Origin of the sequence: Mitsuaria chitosanitabida ATCC BAA-476 = NBRC 102408 (assembly GCF_001598255.1) — a bacterium.
GTDB lineage: Bacteria > Pseudomonadota > Gammaproteobacteria > Burkholderiales > Burkholderiaceae_C > Roseateles > Roseateles chitosanitabidus.
In genome coordinates this window covers 96,931-110,910 of the sequence record NZ_BCYP01000033.1, presented here as the reverse complement: position 1 = coordinate 110,910, position 13,980 = coordinate 96,931, and the positions used below count along the sequence as shown (strand labels likewise).

The following is a 13,980-nucleotide window of genomic DNA, read 5'->3' as shown; positions in this document are numbered from 1 at the left end:
GGTTGGTGGGTGGGAGGTCTTCGGGATCACTTGCGCACGGCCGTGGTGGCCGCCTTGGCCGTCGAGGCCTTGGCCGCCGCCGCGGCCGGCACGCCGCCGCGGCGCGCTTCCTGCGCCAGCGCGTAGCTGCGACCGTTGAAGGTCACGGTCCAGTTGCTGGGCATGGGCATGGGCAGGTAGTAGTTGATGGTCAGCGTGACGCTCGCGCCGGGGGCCAGGCTTTGCCAGCTGGGCAGCTTGAAGCTGGCGCGGTGGAAGTCGCTCTTCAGGCCGCCGACGTTGTTGCCGGACGGGTTCGAGCCGTTGCTGATCACCGTCAGCCCGAAGCCGCTCTGGTCCGTCACCGTCGAGGGGATCGCGGTCGGGACGTCGAACTGGAACTCGGCGCCGCCCGGCAGCGTCTGCGTGCTGTTGTTGGTCAGCGTGAGCTTGGGCGTGATCGGGTAGTTGCTGTCGCCCAGCGCGAAGCCGGCCAGCGCGAAGCCGATGTCCAGGGTCTCCGCCGGCAGCGTCGCGGACGTGAGGCGATTGCCGTAGGCCGGCGCGGTCTTGAGCTTGTTGTAGAGCAGGGCGGTCAGCGTGTTGCCGATGAAGTACTCGTTGCGCGCGGTGTCGAAGGCATAGTCGCCCGCGAACTCCCAGAACATGACGCCGCCGATGCCGCGGTCCGCGACGTACTGCGCCTTCACGCCCAGGGACTGCTCGTCCTCGATGCTCAGGAAGACCTTCTTCTGCGCGTTCCACAGCCAGGGCGCGACCAGCGTCGCGTCATAGTTGCGGACGTAGGTGCCGGTGAGCTGGTCGGCCGGATTCGTCGCCGGGTTCAGGCCGTAGGCGGCCAGGTAGCTGCCCGGGCGTCCCGAGGCCAGGTTCATCGTGTGCCACAGCGGGTTGGAGCCGGCCGGCACTTCCTTGCTGGCCACGTCCAGGTCATGCCACAGGTTGTCGATGCCGACCGCGCCGGCGCCGCACTTCTGCACCGTGCCGCCGCCGGTTCCGGGCGGGCACTTGCTCTGGTCGGGCAGCGCGGCCTGGCCCCACAGGCCGTTGGTGCCGCCCGTCACGCCCTGCCAGCCGCGGGTGTAGTAGGGCACGCCGATGTTGATGCGGCCCGCCGGCATCGCGCCGCGGAAGTAGTGGTAGGCCCAGTCGGTGTTGAGGTAGCCGATGCGGGCGTACTGGCTGCTGGAGTAGTAGTTCCAGGCCGTGAGCTCCGCGTCCTTCCCGTCGTCGAAGAGCGCCGCGTTCGGCCCGACGAACTGGTTCCAGGCGCCGTGAAGGTCGTAGCTCATGATGTTCACGTAGTCCAGGTATTGCGTGACCTGGAAGGCCTCCATCCCGCGCAGCAGATAGCCGGAGGAGGGCGCCGCGATCGTGAGCAGGTAGTGGCGCTGGTCGGCCTGGCTGGCCGCGTCGAGCTTGGCGCGCAGCGTGCGCATCAGCACCACGTAGTTCTTCATCAGCGCGGCCCGGCGCGCGTTGCTGATGGCGAAGTCCACCGGATTGCCGGCGTCCTTCATGCTGGTGGGGTACTCGTAGTCGATGTCGACGCCGTCGAAGCCGTACTGGCGCAGGAAGACCACGGCCGAATCGGCGAAGGCGTTGATGCCGGCGGTGTTGGTCGACCCGTCCGCGTTGGTCGTCATCGTGTAGAAGCCGCCCGTCTCGGCCCAGCCGCCGACGGACACCAGCGTCTTCACGTTGGGGTACTGCTTCTTGAGCTTGTTCAGCAGGTTGAAGTGGCCCTTGTAGGCATAGGCCGGATCCATCTCCGCGCCGGCCACGCCGGGCCAGGTCAGGCCGGTGGCGGGATTGGCGGCATCGGCGGTGTCGCCGACCGAGAGCTTGTTGGCCGCATCCACATGCGCGAACGCGTAGTTGATGTGGGTCACCTGCGACCACGGGATCTGATGCGCGAGGAAGGCCGGCTGGCCGGTCTTGCCGGTGCGCCAGCTGGTGAAGTAGCCGATGATGCGGCGCGGCTTGTCGGCGCCCATCTTCTCGCGGCCCTGGTCGTCGTAGACCTTGCAGTAGGCGGGCGCGGTGCCGGCCGTGGTGAGCAGGCCCTCGGGCCGGCAGCGCTCGTCGCCGGTGACCTGGCCCTGCACGGTGATGCGCACCGCGGCGCTGGTGGTGGTGGCGCCCTTGTCGTCGGTGGCGCGGGCGGTGATGTCGGCCACGCCGGCAGTGGCCGTCCAGCTCACGCTGAAGGGCGCGGTCGTGTCCTCGGCGACCAGCGCCCCGTTCACGTAGAAGCCGACCTTGGCGACCGTGCCGTCGCTGTCCGCCGCGTTGGCCGACAGCGTGACCACGTCACCCGCCGTCGGGCTGGTGCCCGCCGACGGCGCGCTCAGCGACACCGTCGGCGCCTGATTCGTCCCGCCGCCACCGCCCGTGTCGCAGGCGCCGAGCACCTTCCACACGTCCCACTGCCCGGAGTTGGTCGCCGGCGCATTGTTCTGGGTCCACCACTTGGCCTGATAGGCGGTGCCGTTCTGCTTCACGACGGACGCGCCGCCGTAGGCGGTCGCGGCGTTCCAGTCGGACACGCCGCTGCAGTCGTAGGCGGTGGCCGAACCGCAGGCCAGGGCCAGCGCGAGCGGCACGACCAGCGGCAGCAACAGGGGCCAGGCGGGGTGCGCGTGGGGGCGGACTCTCATGGGGGATCTCCTTGATGTGTTGTGGCTCTTGTGGGACGAGGGGGCCGCGCGGCGGACCGCAGGGCTGAGCGATGCCACGCCGCGGCTGCGGAGGCAGCGCGGCGGGGCAGGGCTCGAGGGGAAGAAAAGGCGCCGGTGACGCTGTCCGGCCGGTGGCCGGACGGACGTCAGCCGGCCAACGCGGCCGGACGCGGAGACATCACGCCGGCCATTCGGGGACGGGGGACCTGTCGGGGTGGGTGGGCGCGGCCGGGAGCGATGGGGCCGGGATCGGCGCGAGACGGCAGGGCGCGCGCAGGGCGCGGCGGGCGGTCCGGGAGAAGGCGCGTGCAGGCATGGAAGTCATTCCTCGCGATCGACGTGCTGTCCGCGGGTCGTGTGTGCGCCGGGGTTCCGGCGGTCGCCCGCTGCGGCTAGGAGATCGGTACCGCGAGTGATCTCATAGTGGTATGCAATGTAGATACCACTAGAGTCCAGTTCATTCAGGTTAACCCTCGGACATCAAGTAACTCCCCGTAATGATGTCGCTGTAACCGTCAAATGGCGTCAGTTGAGGCGCAAATGAGGTTTTCTCTGAAGCACCGGGTGCTTTGTCAGAGAAAACCAATGTGGGACCAATGTTTGCCCGCGGGCGCGCGTCCGCGAGGGGCATCAGAACGCGCGGGTGAGGCGGACCCGCAGCCCCTTGCCGCCCGGCGACACCGCCAGACGCGTGGCGCCGATCTGGGTGGTCAGCGCGAGCGGGAACTCCGGGCGACGCGCCTGCGCGCCGCGCAGAAGGGCGGTGGTGAAGGCATCCGTCGCGAGGCGATCGGCGGCGGGCAGCAGCATCAGCCGGGGCGCCGAGGCGAGGCGGTGGCGGACGCCCCCGAGACCCGTCGGCATCGTCGAGTCCATCGCGGACAGGGACGCGGAAGGGGCGGCGGAGGCGCCGGCCTGGGCCGCGGCGCCGCCGGCCAGCGTGATCAGCAGGGGGGCCGCCGCGGCGGCACGGAAGAAGCTCATGGGACGCTCCCGGACGAGATGTCGAGTGTTGGAGCGCCCTGTGTGGGTGTCGCGCCGCGGCGCGCGGCGTCCGCGCGCCATGCGCCGTGAAGCGGTTCACAGGCGGCGTCGTCGGCCGGCGCGCGCCTTGCGAAAGCTCAAGTCTGTCGGGGATCGACGCGTTCCCACTGCCCCTCCCGGAGCAGCTCGTGCGGCAGGAAGCGCGCCTTGTAGGCCATCTTGTCGCTCTGCGCGATCCAGTAGCCCAGATACAGGCGCGGCAGGCCCAGGTCCTCCGTCTGGCGCAGTTGCCACAGCACGTTGTAGGTGCCGTAGCTGGCGCCGGCCTCGGGCTCGTAGAAGGTGTAGACCGCCGACAGCCCGTCGCCCAGGATGTCCAGGATGGACACCATCTTCAGCGCCCCGGCCGCGTCGCGGAACTCGACCAGCCGCGAGTTCACGCGGCTCTGCAGCAGGAACTGGGTGTACTGGTCGACGCTGTCGTGGTCCATGCCGCCGCCCGAATGCCGGCCGGCCTGATAGCGCAGGTAGAGCTGGTAATGCTCGTCGCTGTAGCCCAGGCGCATGACGCGGGCCTGCAGGTCGGCGTGCTGGGCCCAGGCGCGGCGCTGGCTGCGGTTGGGACGGAACTCCGCCACGGGGATGCGCATCGGCACGCAGGCCTTGCATCCGTCGCAGTAGGGCCGGTAAGTGAACATGCCGCTGCGCCGGAAGCCGGCCGCCACCAGGCTCGAGTAGGCGTCGGCGTGGATCAGGTGGCTGGGCGTGGCGACCTGCGATCGCGCCTGGCGATCGGTGAGGTAGCTGCAGGGGTAGGGCGCGGTCGCATAGAACTGCAGCTCGGCCAGCGGGAGTTCCTTGGGGTGCGTCACGGTGGGGCGGCGTCGGTGAGGCCCAGGTGGGCCCATAGGCGCGGATGATAGGTCCAATCCCCCGGCGCCTGCAGGCCCGTGTGCGCGGCCAGATGGGCCTCGAACGCGGTCCGCGTGACAGGTGCCGCGCCCAGCGAGGCCAGGTGCCGGGTCTGCTGCTGGCAGTCGATCCAGGGGATGCCGAACTCGCGGCACAGGCAGATCAGCGCGGCCAGCGCGATCTTGGAGGCGTCGGTCCTGCGCATGAACATGGACTCGCCGAAGAACATCCGGCCCAGGTTGACGCCGTACAGCCCGCCGGCGAGCTCGCCGTCCATCCAGGTCTCGACGCTGTGGACGGTCCCCTCGCGCGCGAGCTGCAGGTAGGCCTGCTGCATCTCCGGGACGATCCAGGTGCCGTCCTGGCCGTCGCGCGGCGTGCTGGCGCAGGCGCGCAGCACGGTCTCGGTGGCGGCGTCCACGCGGATCTCGCAGCCGGGCGTGCGCATGAACTTCGCGATCGTCTTGCGCAGCGAGCGCGACAGCTTGAAGTCCTCGGTGCGCAGCACCATGCGCGGGTCGGTGGTCCACCAGAGGATGGGCTGGCCCTCGCCGTACCAGGGAAAGATGCCGTGGGCGTAGGCCGCGCGCAGCCGGGCGGGGCGCAGATCGCCGCCGGCGGCCAGCAGGCCCGGCGCGTCGCTGCGCGGGCCCAGCGCGCGCCGCGTCGGCGGGAAGTCCAGGGAGTCGTCGTCGAGCCAGGGAATCATCCGCTTCATGGTAGCGTGCCGCCTTCGCATCCCGCTGTCCCCGACTCTGTCCCGACTCCCATGATCACCGTCTACGGCATCCCCAACTGCGACACCGTCAAGCGCGCCCGCACCTGGCTCGACGACCAAGGCCTCGCCTACCAGTTCCACGATTACAAGAAGCAGGGCGTGCCCGCAGACAAGCTGCCGGGCTGGATGAACGAGCTGGGCTGGGACAAGGTCCTGAACCGCGCCGGCACGACCTGGCGCAAGCTGGACGACGCGACCAAGGCCGGCGTCACCGATGCCGCCAGCGCCGCGGCGCTGATGGTCGAGCAGCCCAGCGTGATCAAGCGCCCGGTGGTGGAGTGGGCGGACGGCCGCCTGTCGCTGGGCTTCTCGCCCGAGCTGTTCGCGTCGCACGTCTGATCGTCAGGAGGATCCCATCATGTTCACCGGCATCGTCCAAGGCATCGCCAGCGTCGCGCGGATCACCGACAAGGAGGGGCTGCGCAGCTTCACGCTGGACTTCCCCGAGGGCTTCTGCCAGGACCTGGAGATCGGCGCGAGCGTCGCCTGCGACGGCGTGTGCCTGACGGTCACCGCGCTCCAGGGCGACACGCAGGCCGACTTCGACGTCATGCAGCAGAGTCTGAACCTGACCACGCTGGGCGGCCTGGCGCAGGGCGGCCGCATCAACGTCGAGCGCGCGGCCAAGGACGGCGCGGAGATCGGCGGCCACCCGCTGTCGGGCCATGTCGACTTCATGGCGACCATCGCCTCGCTGCGCCAGCCGGCCAACAACCACGTGATCCGCTTCGCCGTCCCGGCCCCGTGGATGCGCTACATCTTCGCCAAGGGCTACATCGCGGTGAACGGCGCCAGCCTCACCGTGGCGGAGGCCGGCCGCGAGGCCGACGGCTCGGGCTGGTTCGAGGTCTGGCTGATCCCCGAGACCCTGCGCATGACGACCTTCGGCGAGAAGGGCGTGGGCGCGCAGGTGCACATCGAGATCGAGCGTCAGACGCAGGTCGTGGTGGACACGGTGCGCGACGCCGTGGCCGAGAAGATCGGCGCGCTGCTGCCCGCGCTGCGGCTCTTCGCGAAGGAGCGGGGCCTGGATGTCGGCCTCGATTGAGACCTCCCCGCAACACTTCATGACCTAAGTCATGCCCGTCGGGGCAGGCCGGTGCGCGGGGCGCGCCGCGCCAAGTCCCTGACCGCCGCAGGGATCCGGGAGGATCCCTCGCTTCCCCGCGGGACGCGGGGATCCCGCTGCCCATCGGCCCTCCCGCCGCTCCCTGCCATGCCGCGCCGTTGCTCGCGATCGCGGGGTCAGGCCATGCCGTACGGCGTCTCGTGCGGCCTGCGTGCCGGGCAGCCTCAAGAGCGCACCGCGCGCCATCCCTCCGTCTAGGGTTCCGTGGCATCCACCACGATGGGGGCCTCGCTTTTTCCGATGCGCCACAGAACAATCCGCGCCATCCTTTGATCTCAGAATCATGCAGGGGGAGTAAAAAAATGATGGCCAGAGGCCTGATGGCAGCCGGACTGCTCGCCGCGTCGATCGCCGCGATCGCCCAAGTCCCGTACGTGTTCACGTACAACCCGGGTCCGACCCGGGGCACCAAGTGGGTCGCCAAGGCCTCCGACGGTGACACCGAGGGCTCCGCCCCGGTCATTTCCTCCGCCCCCCGCGCCGTCTGGGCCCGTGTCTGCTACACGATCGGTCCCTCCGACAGCACCGTCTCGCTCTACGCGCAGACCCGCAACGAAGACCCCCGCGCCCTGGAGATCGCCTGGGGCGGCTGCGCCGACGTCTTCGGCACCAACGTCTGGATCGGCAACCCGCACGGCCAACCGGTCGGCGGCTATTACGGCATCGCCCCCGCGACGCCGGCCGACTGATCCCGGACCGCCCCCGCTTCGCGTCGCGCACCCCCTCGGCTCCGTCCCCGATCCGGCGCGCCCCGACACGACGACCCCGCTCCCCCCGGCCGTTCCGGCCAGGTCTCTGACCGGTCCGGCTTCTCTCGCCCGTTCCGATAAAAACTGGAGGATTCCATGCTTGCCACTCCCGCCCGTCTCGCCAGCTCCGCGCTGAAGTCCGCTCTCCTGCTGTCCCCGCTGCTGCTGACCGCTTGCATGGCCACCGCGCCGACCATGGGTGACAACAAGGGCACCGTGTCCGGCGCCGCCGGCGGCGCGACGGCCGAGAACAAGAACAGCCAGCTCGAGCATTGCGACGAGACGCTGGGCACGCTGGCGATCTTCGAGGACACCAACGCCCCGTGGTGGGCGCAGCTGCGCGAGCGCCAGCTGGGTTCCACCCTGCCGGTCCTGCGCCTGATGGTCCAGCAGTCCAACTGCTTCGTCATCGTCGAGCGCGGCCGCGCCTTCGCCAACATGGAGCGCGAGCGCGCCCTGATGCAGTCGGGCGAGACCCGCGCCGGCAGCAACTTCGGCCAGGGCCAGATGGTCGCCGCCGACTACACGATGAGCCCCGAGATCCAGTTCGCCGGCAAGACCGGCGGCGGTGGCGGCGGCATCGGCACCGGCGCGATCGGCCTGCTGACCGCGGTGGCGGCCAACATCAGCCAGAACGAGGCCTCGACCACGCTGCTGCTGGTGGACAACCGCTCGGGCGTGCAGATCTCGGCGGCCGAAGGCACGGCCAAGAACTTCGACTTCGGCATCGGCGGCGCGAGCTTCTTCGGCAACGCCGCCGTCGCGGGTGGCGCCTACGGCAAGACCCCGGCCGGCAAGGTCATCGTGACCGCCTTCGCGGACTCTTACAACCAGATGGTCAAGGCGCTGCGCAACTACAAGGCGCAGACCGTCAAGGGCGGCCTGGGCACCGGCGGCCGTCTGGGCGTGCAGGGCGGTTCCACCGCCGCGTCGCAGGAAGTCGACGGCAAGGCCGCGACCACCGCGACCAAGCCGGCGCCGAAGCCGGCCGCCAAGTCGGCGCCCAAGAAGGCCACGACCACGTCGACGCCGCCGACCAACAACAGCGGCACCGGCAAGTAATCGCCCCCGCCTCCATGAACAAGGGCGCTGACCGCGAGGTCAGCGCCCTTTGTCGTTGGGGGCCGGCCGTTCCCCGAGGCCGGCCGTTTCCGGCCGACGCGATCAGGCCGCCAGCAGCTGCCGCAGCACGTAGGGCAGGATGCCGCCGTGGCGGTAGTACTCGACCTCGATCGGGGTGTCGATGCGCAGGATCAGCGGGACGCGGCGCTCGGCCGCGCCGTCGGCGCGGATCACCAGCGTGGCCTCGGACTGCGGCTTGATCTCGTCGCCCAGTTCGATGTCGATCAGCTCGGAGCCGGTCAGGCCCAGCGATTCCCAGCTGTCGCCGGCGCGGAACTGCAGGGGGAGCACGCCCATGCCGACCAGGTTGGAGCGGTGGATGCGCTCGAAGCTCTTGGCCACGACCGCCTTGATGCCCAGCAGCTGCGTGCCCTTGGCCGCCCAGTCGCGGCTGGAGCCGGTGCCGTACTCCTCGCCGGCGAAGATCACCGTCGGGACGCCAGCGGCGATGTAGTCCATCGCCGCGTCGTAGATGAAGCGCTTCTCGCCGCCCGGCTGGAACAGCGTCAGACCGCCTTCCTCGCGCGCGCCGTCCGGCTTGGCCGGGATCATCAGATTCTTGATGCGGACGTTGGCGAAGGTGCCGCGCATCATGACCTCATGGTTGCCGCGGCGCGAGCCGTAGCTGTTGAAGTCGGCCTTGAGGACGCCTTGCGCCTTCAGGTAGGACCCCGCGGGCGAGGCCTCCTTGATCGCGCCGGCCGGGGAGATGTGGTCGGTGGTGATCGAGTCCCCGAACAGCGCCATGATGCGCGCGCCCTTGACGCCGGCCTCCTGGGCCTCGGGGATCTGGGTGAAGCCGCCGAAGAAGGGCGGTTGCGCGATGTAGGTGCTGGCCGGCCATTCGTAGACCTGGCCGGTGACGCCCTTGATCTTCTCCCAGAGCTTGCCCGGCTCGGCCTTGACCTTGCCGTAGTTGGCGCGGAAGGCGTCGGGATTGAGCGCCAGCTTGAGCAGCGCGTGGATCTCGTCGCTGGTGGGCCAGATGTCGCCCAGGTAGATGTCCTTGCCGCCCTTGCCCTGGCCGACCGGCTCGGTCATCAGGTCGCGGGTGACGTTGCCGGCGATCGCGTAGGCCACGACCAGCGGAGGGCTGGCCAGGAAGTTGGCCTTGATGTTGGGGTGGATGCGGGCCTCGAAGTTGCGGTTGCCCGACAGCACGGCCGCGCAGACCAGGTCGTTGCCGGTGATGGCCTCGTTGATCTCCGGCGTCAGGTCGCCGGCGTTGCCGATGCAGGTCGTGCAGCCGTAGGCGGCCACGGTGAAGCCCAGCTTCTCCAGGTAAGGGAGCAGGCCGGCCTTCTCCAGGTACTCGGTGACGATGCGGGAGCCGGGCGCCAGCGAGGTCTTGATGTGCGGCTGCACCTTCAGGCCGGCCTCGACCGCCTTCTTGGCCAACAGGCCCGCCGCCAGCAGCACGCTGGGGTTGGAGGTGTTGGTGCAGGAGGTGATGGCCGCGATCAGCACATCGCCGTTGGCGATGGACAGGCCCTTCTGCGCGCCGCCCAGCGGGAACTGCTTCGCGAGCTTGTCGGCCGGCTGGTTGAAGCCGTTCTCGGCCACCGGCTTGCTGTACAGCGAGGTGAAGGTCTTGGCCAGATCGGTGATGACGATGCGGTCCTGCGGACGCTTGGGGCCGGCCAGCGAGGGGACGACCGCGCCCAGGTCCAGCGAGACGACCTGGCTGTAGCGGATGTCGCCGCCCTTGGGCACGCCGAACAGGCCCTGCGCGCGGAAGTAGGCCTCGAAGGCCTCGATCTCCTCCTGCGTGCGGCCGGTGCCCTTGAAGTAGTCGATGGTGCGTTCGTCGACGGGGAAGAAGCCCATGGTCGCGCCGTACTCGGGCGCCATGTTGCCGATGGTGGCGCGGTCCGGGACGGACAGCGACTCGGTGCCCTCGCCGTAGAACTCGACGAACTTGCCCACCACCTTGGCCTTGCGCAGGATCTCGGTGACGGTCAGCACCAGGTCGGTGGCGGTGACGCCCTCGCGCAGGCGGCCGGTCAGCTCGAAGCCGACCACGTCCGGGGTCAGGAAGTAGACGGGCTGGCCCAGCATGCCGGCCTCGGCCTCGATGCCGCCCACGCCCCAGCCGACCACGCCCACGCCGTTGATCATCGTGGTGTGGCTGTCGGTGCCCACCAGGGTGTCGGGGTAGTAGACCGGGTCGGCACCGCCGGTCTTGTGCACGCCGCGGGCCAGGTACTCCAGGTTGACCTGGTGGACGATGCCGAAGCCGGGCGGGACGACGCCGAAGGTGTCGAAGGCCTGCATGCCCCACTTCATGAACTCGTAGCGCTCGCGGTTGCGCTGGAACTCGAGCTTCATGTTCAGGTCCAGCGCCTTCTTGTCGCCGAAGTAATCGATCATGACCGAGTGGTCGACGACCAGGTCCACCGGGACCAGCGGCTCGATGGTCTTGGGGTCCTTGCCCTGCGCCAGCGCGACGTTGCGCATGGCGGCCAGGTCGGCCAGCAGCGGGACGCCGGTGAAGTCCTGCAACACCACGCGGGCGACGACGAAGGGGATCTCCTCGTTGCGGGCGGCATTGGGCTGCCAGTTGGCGAGCTGCTCGACGTGCTCCGCGGTGACGCGCTTGCCGTCGCAGTTGCGCAGCACCGATTCCAGCACCAGCCGGATCGACACCGGCAGGCGGTTCACGTTCGGGAACTTCGCCGCCAGCTGGGGCAGCGAGTAGTACTTGCCGGACTTGCCGGAAGCGGTCTTGAAGCTGGCGACGGTGTTGGCAAACGCGTGAGGCATGGCTACTCCTTGGCTTTTTGTTCGCGGCCCCTTCGCGCTCTGTTCACGGTCTGTTCGCGAGGCCGGATCGGGGCCGATTGTGGCCCTGGCGGGCCGCCTTGTGATGACTCGTTTGGGCGAGACGTGCGAGCGCGCAACGGGCCGGCCGGGCACGTCGCTTGCGCCTGTCGCCCAAAGTCCCCTGTCCGGGCGGGGCCGGTGGCCGGGGCCGCCCCCAAAGGGCGGGGCGCGTGGCTAATATGCCCTCAAGACTCCGGGCCGCCGGCGTCAGGTCAAGGTCCCGCCAGACCGCTGGCGAGCAAGAACTGACCCTCCGCCGCTTCCGACCCACATGCTTTCGACCCTTCCGGACGAGGACTTGCATGGATCAGGAACTGATGTCCCCCACGTCGCCGTCGGCCGCCCGCGCCGCCGAGGCGATCGCCAGCGCCGCGGGCACGCCTCCGCTGCCGCCCGCCGGCCTGACCTTGCTGCAGCGGCTGTTCTCCGCCTACCCGGGCCGCATGGGCCTGCGGCTGGGCCACTGGCAGACCTGCCTGGGCCGCGAGGCGGCGCCGGGCGTGGCGCCCGACTTCACGCTGGTGCTCAACGATCCGGCGGCCCTGCGCAAGCTGCTGCTGGGCCGGGATCCGTTGCGCTTCGCCGAGGCCTACTTCACCCAGCAGATCGACGTGGAAGGCGACTTCTTCGCCGCCCTGCAGCTCAAGGACCACCTCCCCGAGCTGACCCTGTCCTGGAGCGACCGGCTGCGGCTGGCCGTGCGGCTGCTGGCGCCGCCGCCCGGCGCCGGCGATGCGGAGCTGCGCTCGGGCCAGGTGCGCGGCCACACGCGGGCCGAGAACAAGGCGGCCATCGCCTTCCATTACGACCTGTCCAACGACTTCTACGCCCTGTGGCTGGACCCGGCGATGGTCTATTCCTGCGCCTACTACGAGACCGAGGACACGCCGCTGGCCCAGGCGCAGTGGGCCAAGCTGGACCACATCTGCCGCAAGCTGCGTCTGCAGCCGGGCGAGGAACTGCTGGACGTGGGCTGCGGCTGGGGGGCACTGGTGATGCACGCGGCACGCCATTACGGGGTGAAGGCCGTCGGCATCACGCTGTCCCAGCGGCAGCTGGACCTGGCGCGGGAACGCATCGCCGCCGCTGGCCTGCAGGGGCAGGTGGAGGTGCGCCTGTGCGACTACCGCGACATGCAGGGCCAGTTCGACAAGATCTCCAGCGTCGGCATGTTCGAGCACGTCGGGCTGAAGAACCTGCCGACCTACTTCGGTAGCGTGCACCGGCTGCTCAAGCCGGGCGGGCTCTTCCTGAACCACGGCATCACCCACGAGGAGGACGGCTGGGGGCAGGCGCTGTCGTCCAAGTTCATCAACCGCTACGTGTTCCCGGACGGGGAACTGGACCGGGTCAGCAACGTGACGCGGGTGATGGAGCAGCAGAAGTTCGAGCTCCACGACCTGGAGGGCCTGCGCATGCATTACGCGCGCACCCTGCGGGCCTGGGTGGCGAAGCTGGAGCAGCACCATGAGCAGGCGCTGCAGTACGTCGACGAGGCGCACTACCGGATCTGGCGGCTCTACATGGCGGCGTCGGCGCTGGAGTTCGAGAACGGCGAGCTGGGCCTGTACCAGATCCTGGCCAGCAAGCGCGACGGCGGGCCGGCCCCGGTCCCCTTGACGCGGCGCTACCTGTACGACGCGCGCTGATCGCACGGACCCCGGTCCGGGCCCCAGGGAATCGCCGGCCACGCGCCGGCGAAACTTTTTTTGCCGCGGCGATTTAAGTCGATCCGGCGGGAGGTCGTCTTGTGCTGGTGAGGGCAGCTGAATGCCCCGACCAACGAAGCGCGAAGGCGCTTGACCACTCTCTAGGAGCGAACACCATGTTGAGCCTGCACACCAATGCCGCGGCCCTGTCGACCCAGAACTCGCTGAGCTCGACGCAAAAGAGCCTGGCCACCTCGATGACCCGCCTGGGTACCGGCTACCGCGTCAACAGCGCGATGGACGACGCCGCCGGCCTGCAGATCGCCACGCGTCTGGACTCCCAGACCCGCGGCATGGCCGTGGCCCAGCGCAACACCCAGAACGGCATCTCGATGCTGCAGACCGGTGAAGGCGCCCTGAATGAAGTCAGCAACATCCTGCTGCGCATGAAGGACCTGGCCACGGAAGCCTTCTCGGCCTCCTCGACCGCCACCGACAAGACCGCCATGCAGGGCGAGTACGACGCGCTGGGCACCGAGCTGACCAACATCGTCAAGAACACGTCCTTCGGCGGCACGCAGCTGTTCTCGAACGGCACGACCATCGACGGCACGCTGGGCAAGATGTCCGCCGCGATGAACTTCCAGATCGGCGCCTCCGCCGGCGAAACGATGTCGGTGAACGCCAGCACGCAGCTGACCGCCCTGACGACCTCGCTGGCCGCGATCTCGACCCAGTACGCCGCCACCCCGGCCGCCGGTACCGAACTGTCGGCCACCGCCAACACGCTGCTGACCACCATCGGCACCGCGATCGACAAGGTCGGTGAACTGCGCGCCACCTTCGGTGCCGCCGCCAACCGTCTGGACCATGTCTACAACAACCTGCAGAACATGAGCACCAACACGTCCGCCGCCAAGGGCCGGATCATGGACACGGACTTCGCCGCCGAATCGTCGACGATGACCACCAAGCAGATGCTGATGCAATCGGGCACCGCCATGCTGAAGCAGTCCAACAGCATGTCCGGCCTGGTCATGTCCCTGCTGGGCTGATCGTCCGCGATCGACCCCGGAGCCCCGGGCGCCTCGCGCGCGCCGGGCTTCCGGTGGGCATCGACACGGCAAGGCCGGGCGGCGACGTCCGGCCTTTC

At 69.4% G+C, this 13,980-nt stretch carries 11 protein-coding genes; 6 read left to right on the top strand and 5 right to left on the bottom strand.

Features of this window, described 5'->3' with window-relative positions; translation table 11 throughout:
* Window positions 1–26: 26 nt before the first annotated feature.
* The 4 genes from MCHT01_RS19850 to aat form a co-directional block, all read right to left on the bottom strand.
* Entirely contained in the window at window positions 27–2,660 is a 2,634-nt protein-coding gene (locus MCHT01_RS19850; RefSeq protein ID WP_067067774.1) for a chitinase C-terminal domain-containing protein, read from the bottom strand.
* A 651-nt stretch (window positions 2,661–3,311) separates the two neighbouring features.
* Window positions 3,312–3,665 carry a hypothetical protein gene (locus MCHT01_RS19845; RefSeq protein ID WP_067067771.1) on the bottom strand — a complete coding sequence of 118 codons (354 nt, stop codon included), beginning with the start codon at window positions 3,663–3,665 and terminating at the stop codon, window positions 3,312–3,314.
* A 137-nt stretch (window positions 3,666–3,802) separates the two neighbouring features.
* Window positions 3,803–4,537: an arginyltransferase gene (locus tag MCHT01_RS19840; RefSeq protein WP_067067769.1), complete on the bottom strand. Its 735-nt coding sequence runs from the start codon at window positions 4,535–4,537 to the stop codon at window positions 3,803–3,805.
* Window positions 4,534–5,286, bottom strand: a complete 753-nt coding sequence (gene aat / locus MCHT01_RS19835) for a leucyl/phenylalanyl-tRNA--protein transferase (RefSeq protein ID WP_084453058.1) — start codon at window positions 5,284–5,286, stop codon at window positions 4,534–4,536. Before aat ends, MCHT01_RS19840 begins: the two co-directional genes overlap by 4 nt.
* A 60-nt stretch (window positions 5,287–5,346) precedes the next feature.
* Between aat and MCHT01_RS19830 the strand changes: the two genes are divergently transcribed.
* The 4 genes from MCHT01_RS19830 to MCHT01_RS19815 all read left to right on the top strand — a co-directional run bounded on the left by MCHT01_RS19830 (window position 5,347) and on the right by MCHT01_RS19815 (window position 8,295).
* The gene (locus tag MCHT01_RS19830) at window positions 5,347–5,694 is read left to right on the top strand and encodes an ArsC family reductase (RefSeq protein WP_067067764.1); all 348 of its coding nucleotides are present in this window, start codon (window positions 5,347–5,349) and stop codon (window positions 5,692–5,694) included.
* 19 nt (window positions 5,695–5,713) lie between these two features.
* Window positions 5,714–6,403 (top strand): riboflavin synthase, encoded by a 690-nt coding sequence (locus MCHT01_RS19825; RefSeq protein ID WP_067067762.1) that lies wholly within the window; start codon window positions 5,714–5,716, stop codon window positions 6,401–6,403.
* Window positions 6,404–6,804: 401 nt separating this feature from the next.
* Window positions 6,805–7,173: a hypothetical protein gene (locus MCHT01_RS19820; RefSeq protein WP_148661627.1), complete on the top strand. Its 369-nt coding sequence runs from the start codon at window positions 6,805–6,807 to the stop codon at window positions 7,171–7,173.
* Between the two features lie 156 nt (window positions 7,174–7,329).
* On the top strand, window positions 7,330–8,295 hold the full coding sequence (locus tag MCHT01_RS19815) for a CsgG/HfaB family protein (protein ID WP_067067757.1): 966 nt from the start codon (window positions 7,330–7,332) through the stop codon (window positions 8,293–8,295).
* 102 nt (window positions 8,296–8,397) lie between these two features.
* On the opposite strand, the gene acnA is transcribed toward MCHT01_RS19815, so the two are convergent.
* A complete protein-coding gene (gene acnA / locus MCHT01_RS19810; RefSeq protein WP_067067754.1) occupies window positions 8,398–11,118 on the bottom strand; it encodes an aconitate hydratase AcnA in 2,721 nt (906 codons plus the stop codon).
* 377 nt (window positions 11,119–11,495) lie between these two features.
* Between acnA and MCHT01_RS19805 the strand changes: the two genes are divergently transcribed.
* Together MCHT01_RS19805 and MCHT01_RS19800 are read left to right on the top strand one after the other, a co-directional pair.
* Window positions 11,496–12,827, top strand: a complete 1,332-nt coding sequence (locus tag MCHT01_RS19805; RefSeq protein ID WP_067068059.1) for a class I SAM-dependent methyltransferase — start codon at window positions 11,496–11,498, stop codon at window positions 12,825–12,827.
* Between the two features lie 176 nt (window positions 12,828–13,003).
* Window positions 13,004–13,882 carry a flagellin N-terminal helical domain-containing protein gene (locus MCHT01_RS19800; RefSeq protein WP_067067752.1) on the top strand — a complete coding sequence of 293 codons (879 nt, stop codon included), beginning with the start codon at window positions 13,004–13,006 and terminating at the stop codon, window positions 13,880–13,882.
* Window positions 13,883–13,980 lie beyond the last annotated feature (98 nt).

What these genes read in the sequence shown, in the direction of transcription:
- acnA (WP_067067754.1), bottom strand. Translation starts at nt 11,118, where the DNA reads ATGCCTCACGCGTTTGCCAACACCGTCGCCAGCTTCAAGACCGCTTCC.
- MCHT01_RS19845 (WP_067067771.1), bottom strand. Translation starts at nt 3,665, where the DNA reads ATGAGCTTCTTCCGTGCCGCCGCGGCGGCCCCCCTGCTGATCACGCTG.
- MCHT01_RS19800 (WP_067067752.1), top strand. Translation starts at nt 13,004, where the DNA reads ATGTTGAGCCTGCACACCAATGCCGCGGCCCTGTCGACCCAGAACTCG.
- MCHT01_RS19815 (WP_067067757.1), top strand. Translation starts at nt 7,330, where the DNA reads ATGCTTGCCACTCCCGCCCGTCTCGCCAGCTCCGCGCTGAAGTCCGCT.
- MCHT01_RS19805 (WP_067068059.1), top strand. Translation starts at nt 11,496, where the DNA reads ATGTCCCCCACGTCGCCGTCGGCCGCCCGCGCCGCCGAGGCGATCGCC.
- MCHT01_RS19820 (WP_148661627.1), top strand. Translation starts at nt 6,805, where the DNA reads ATGGCAGCCGGACTGCTCGCCGCGTCGATCGCCGCGATCGCCCAAGTC.
- MCHT01_RS19825 (WP_067067762.1), top strand. Translation starts at nt 5,714, where the DNA reads ATGTTCACCGGCATCGTCCAAGGCATCGCCAGCGTCGCGCGGATCACC.
- aat (WP_084453058.1), bottom strand. Translation starts at nt 5,286, where the DNA reads ATGATTCCCTGGCTCGACGACGACTCCCTGGACTTCCCGCCGACGCGG.
- MCHT01_RS19830 (WP_067067764.1), top strand. Translation starts at nt 5,347, where the DNA reads ATGATCACCGTCTACGGCATCCCCAACTGCGACACCGTCAAGCGCGCC.
- MCHT01_RS19850 (WP_067067774.1), bottom strand. Translation starts at nt 2,660, where the DNA reads ATGAGAGTCCGCCCCCACGCGCACCCCGCCTGGCCCCTGTTGCTGCCG.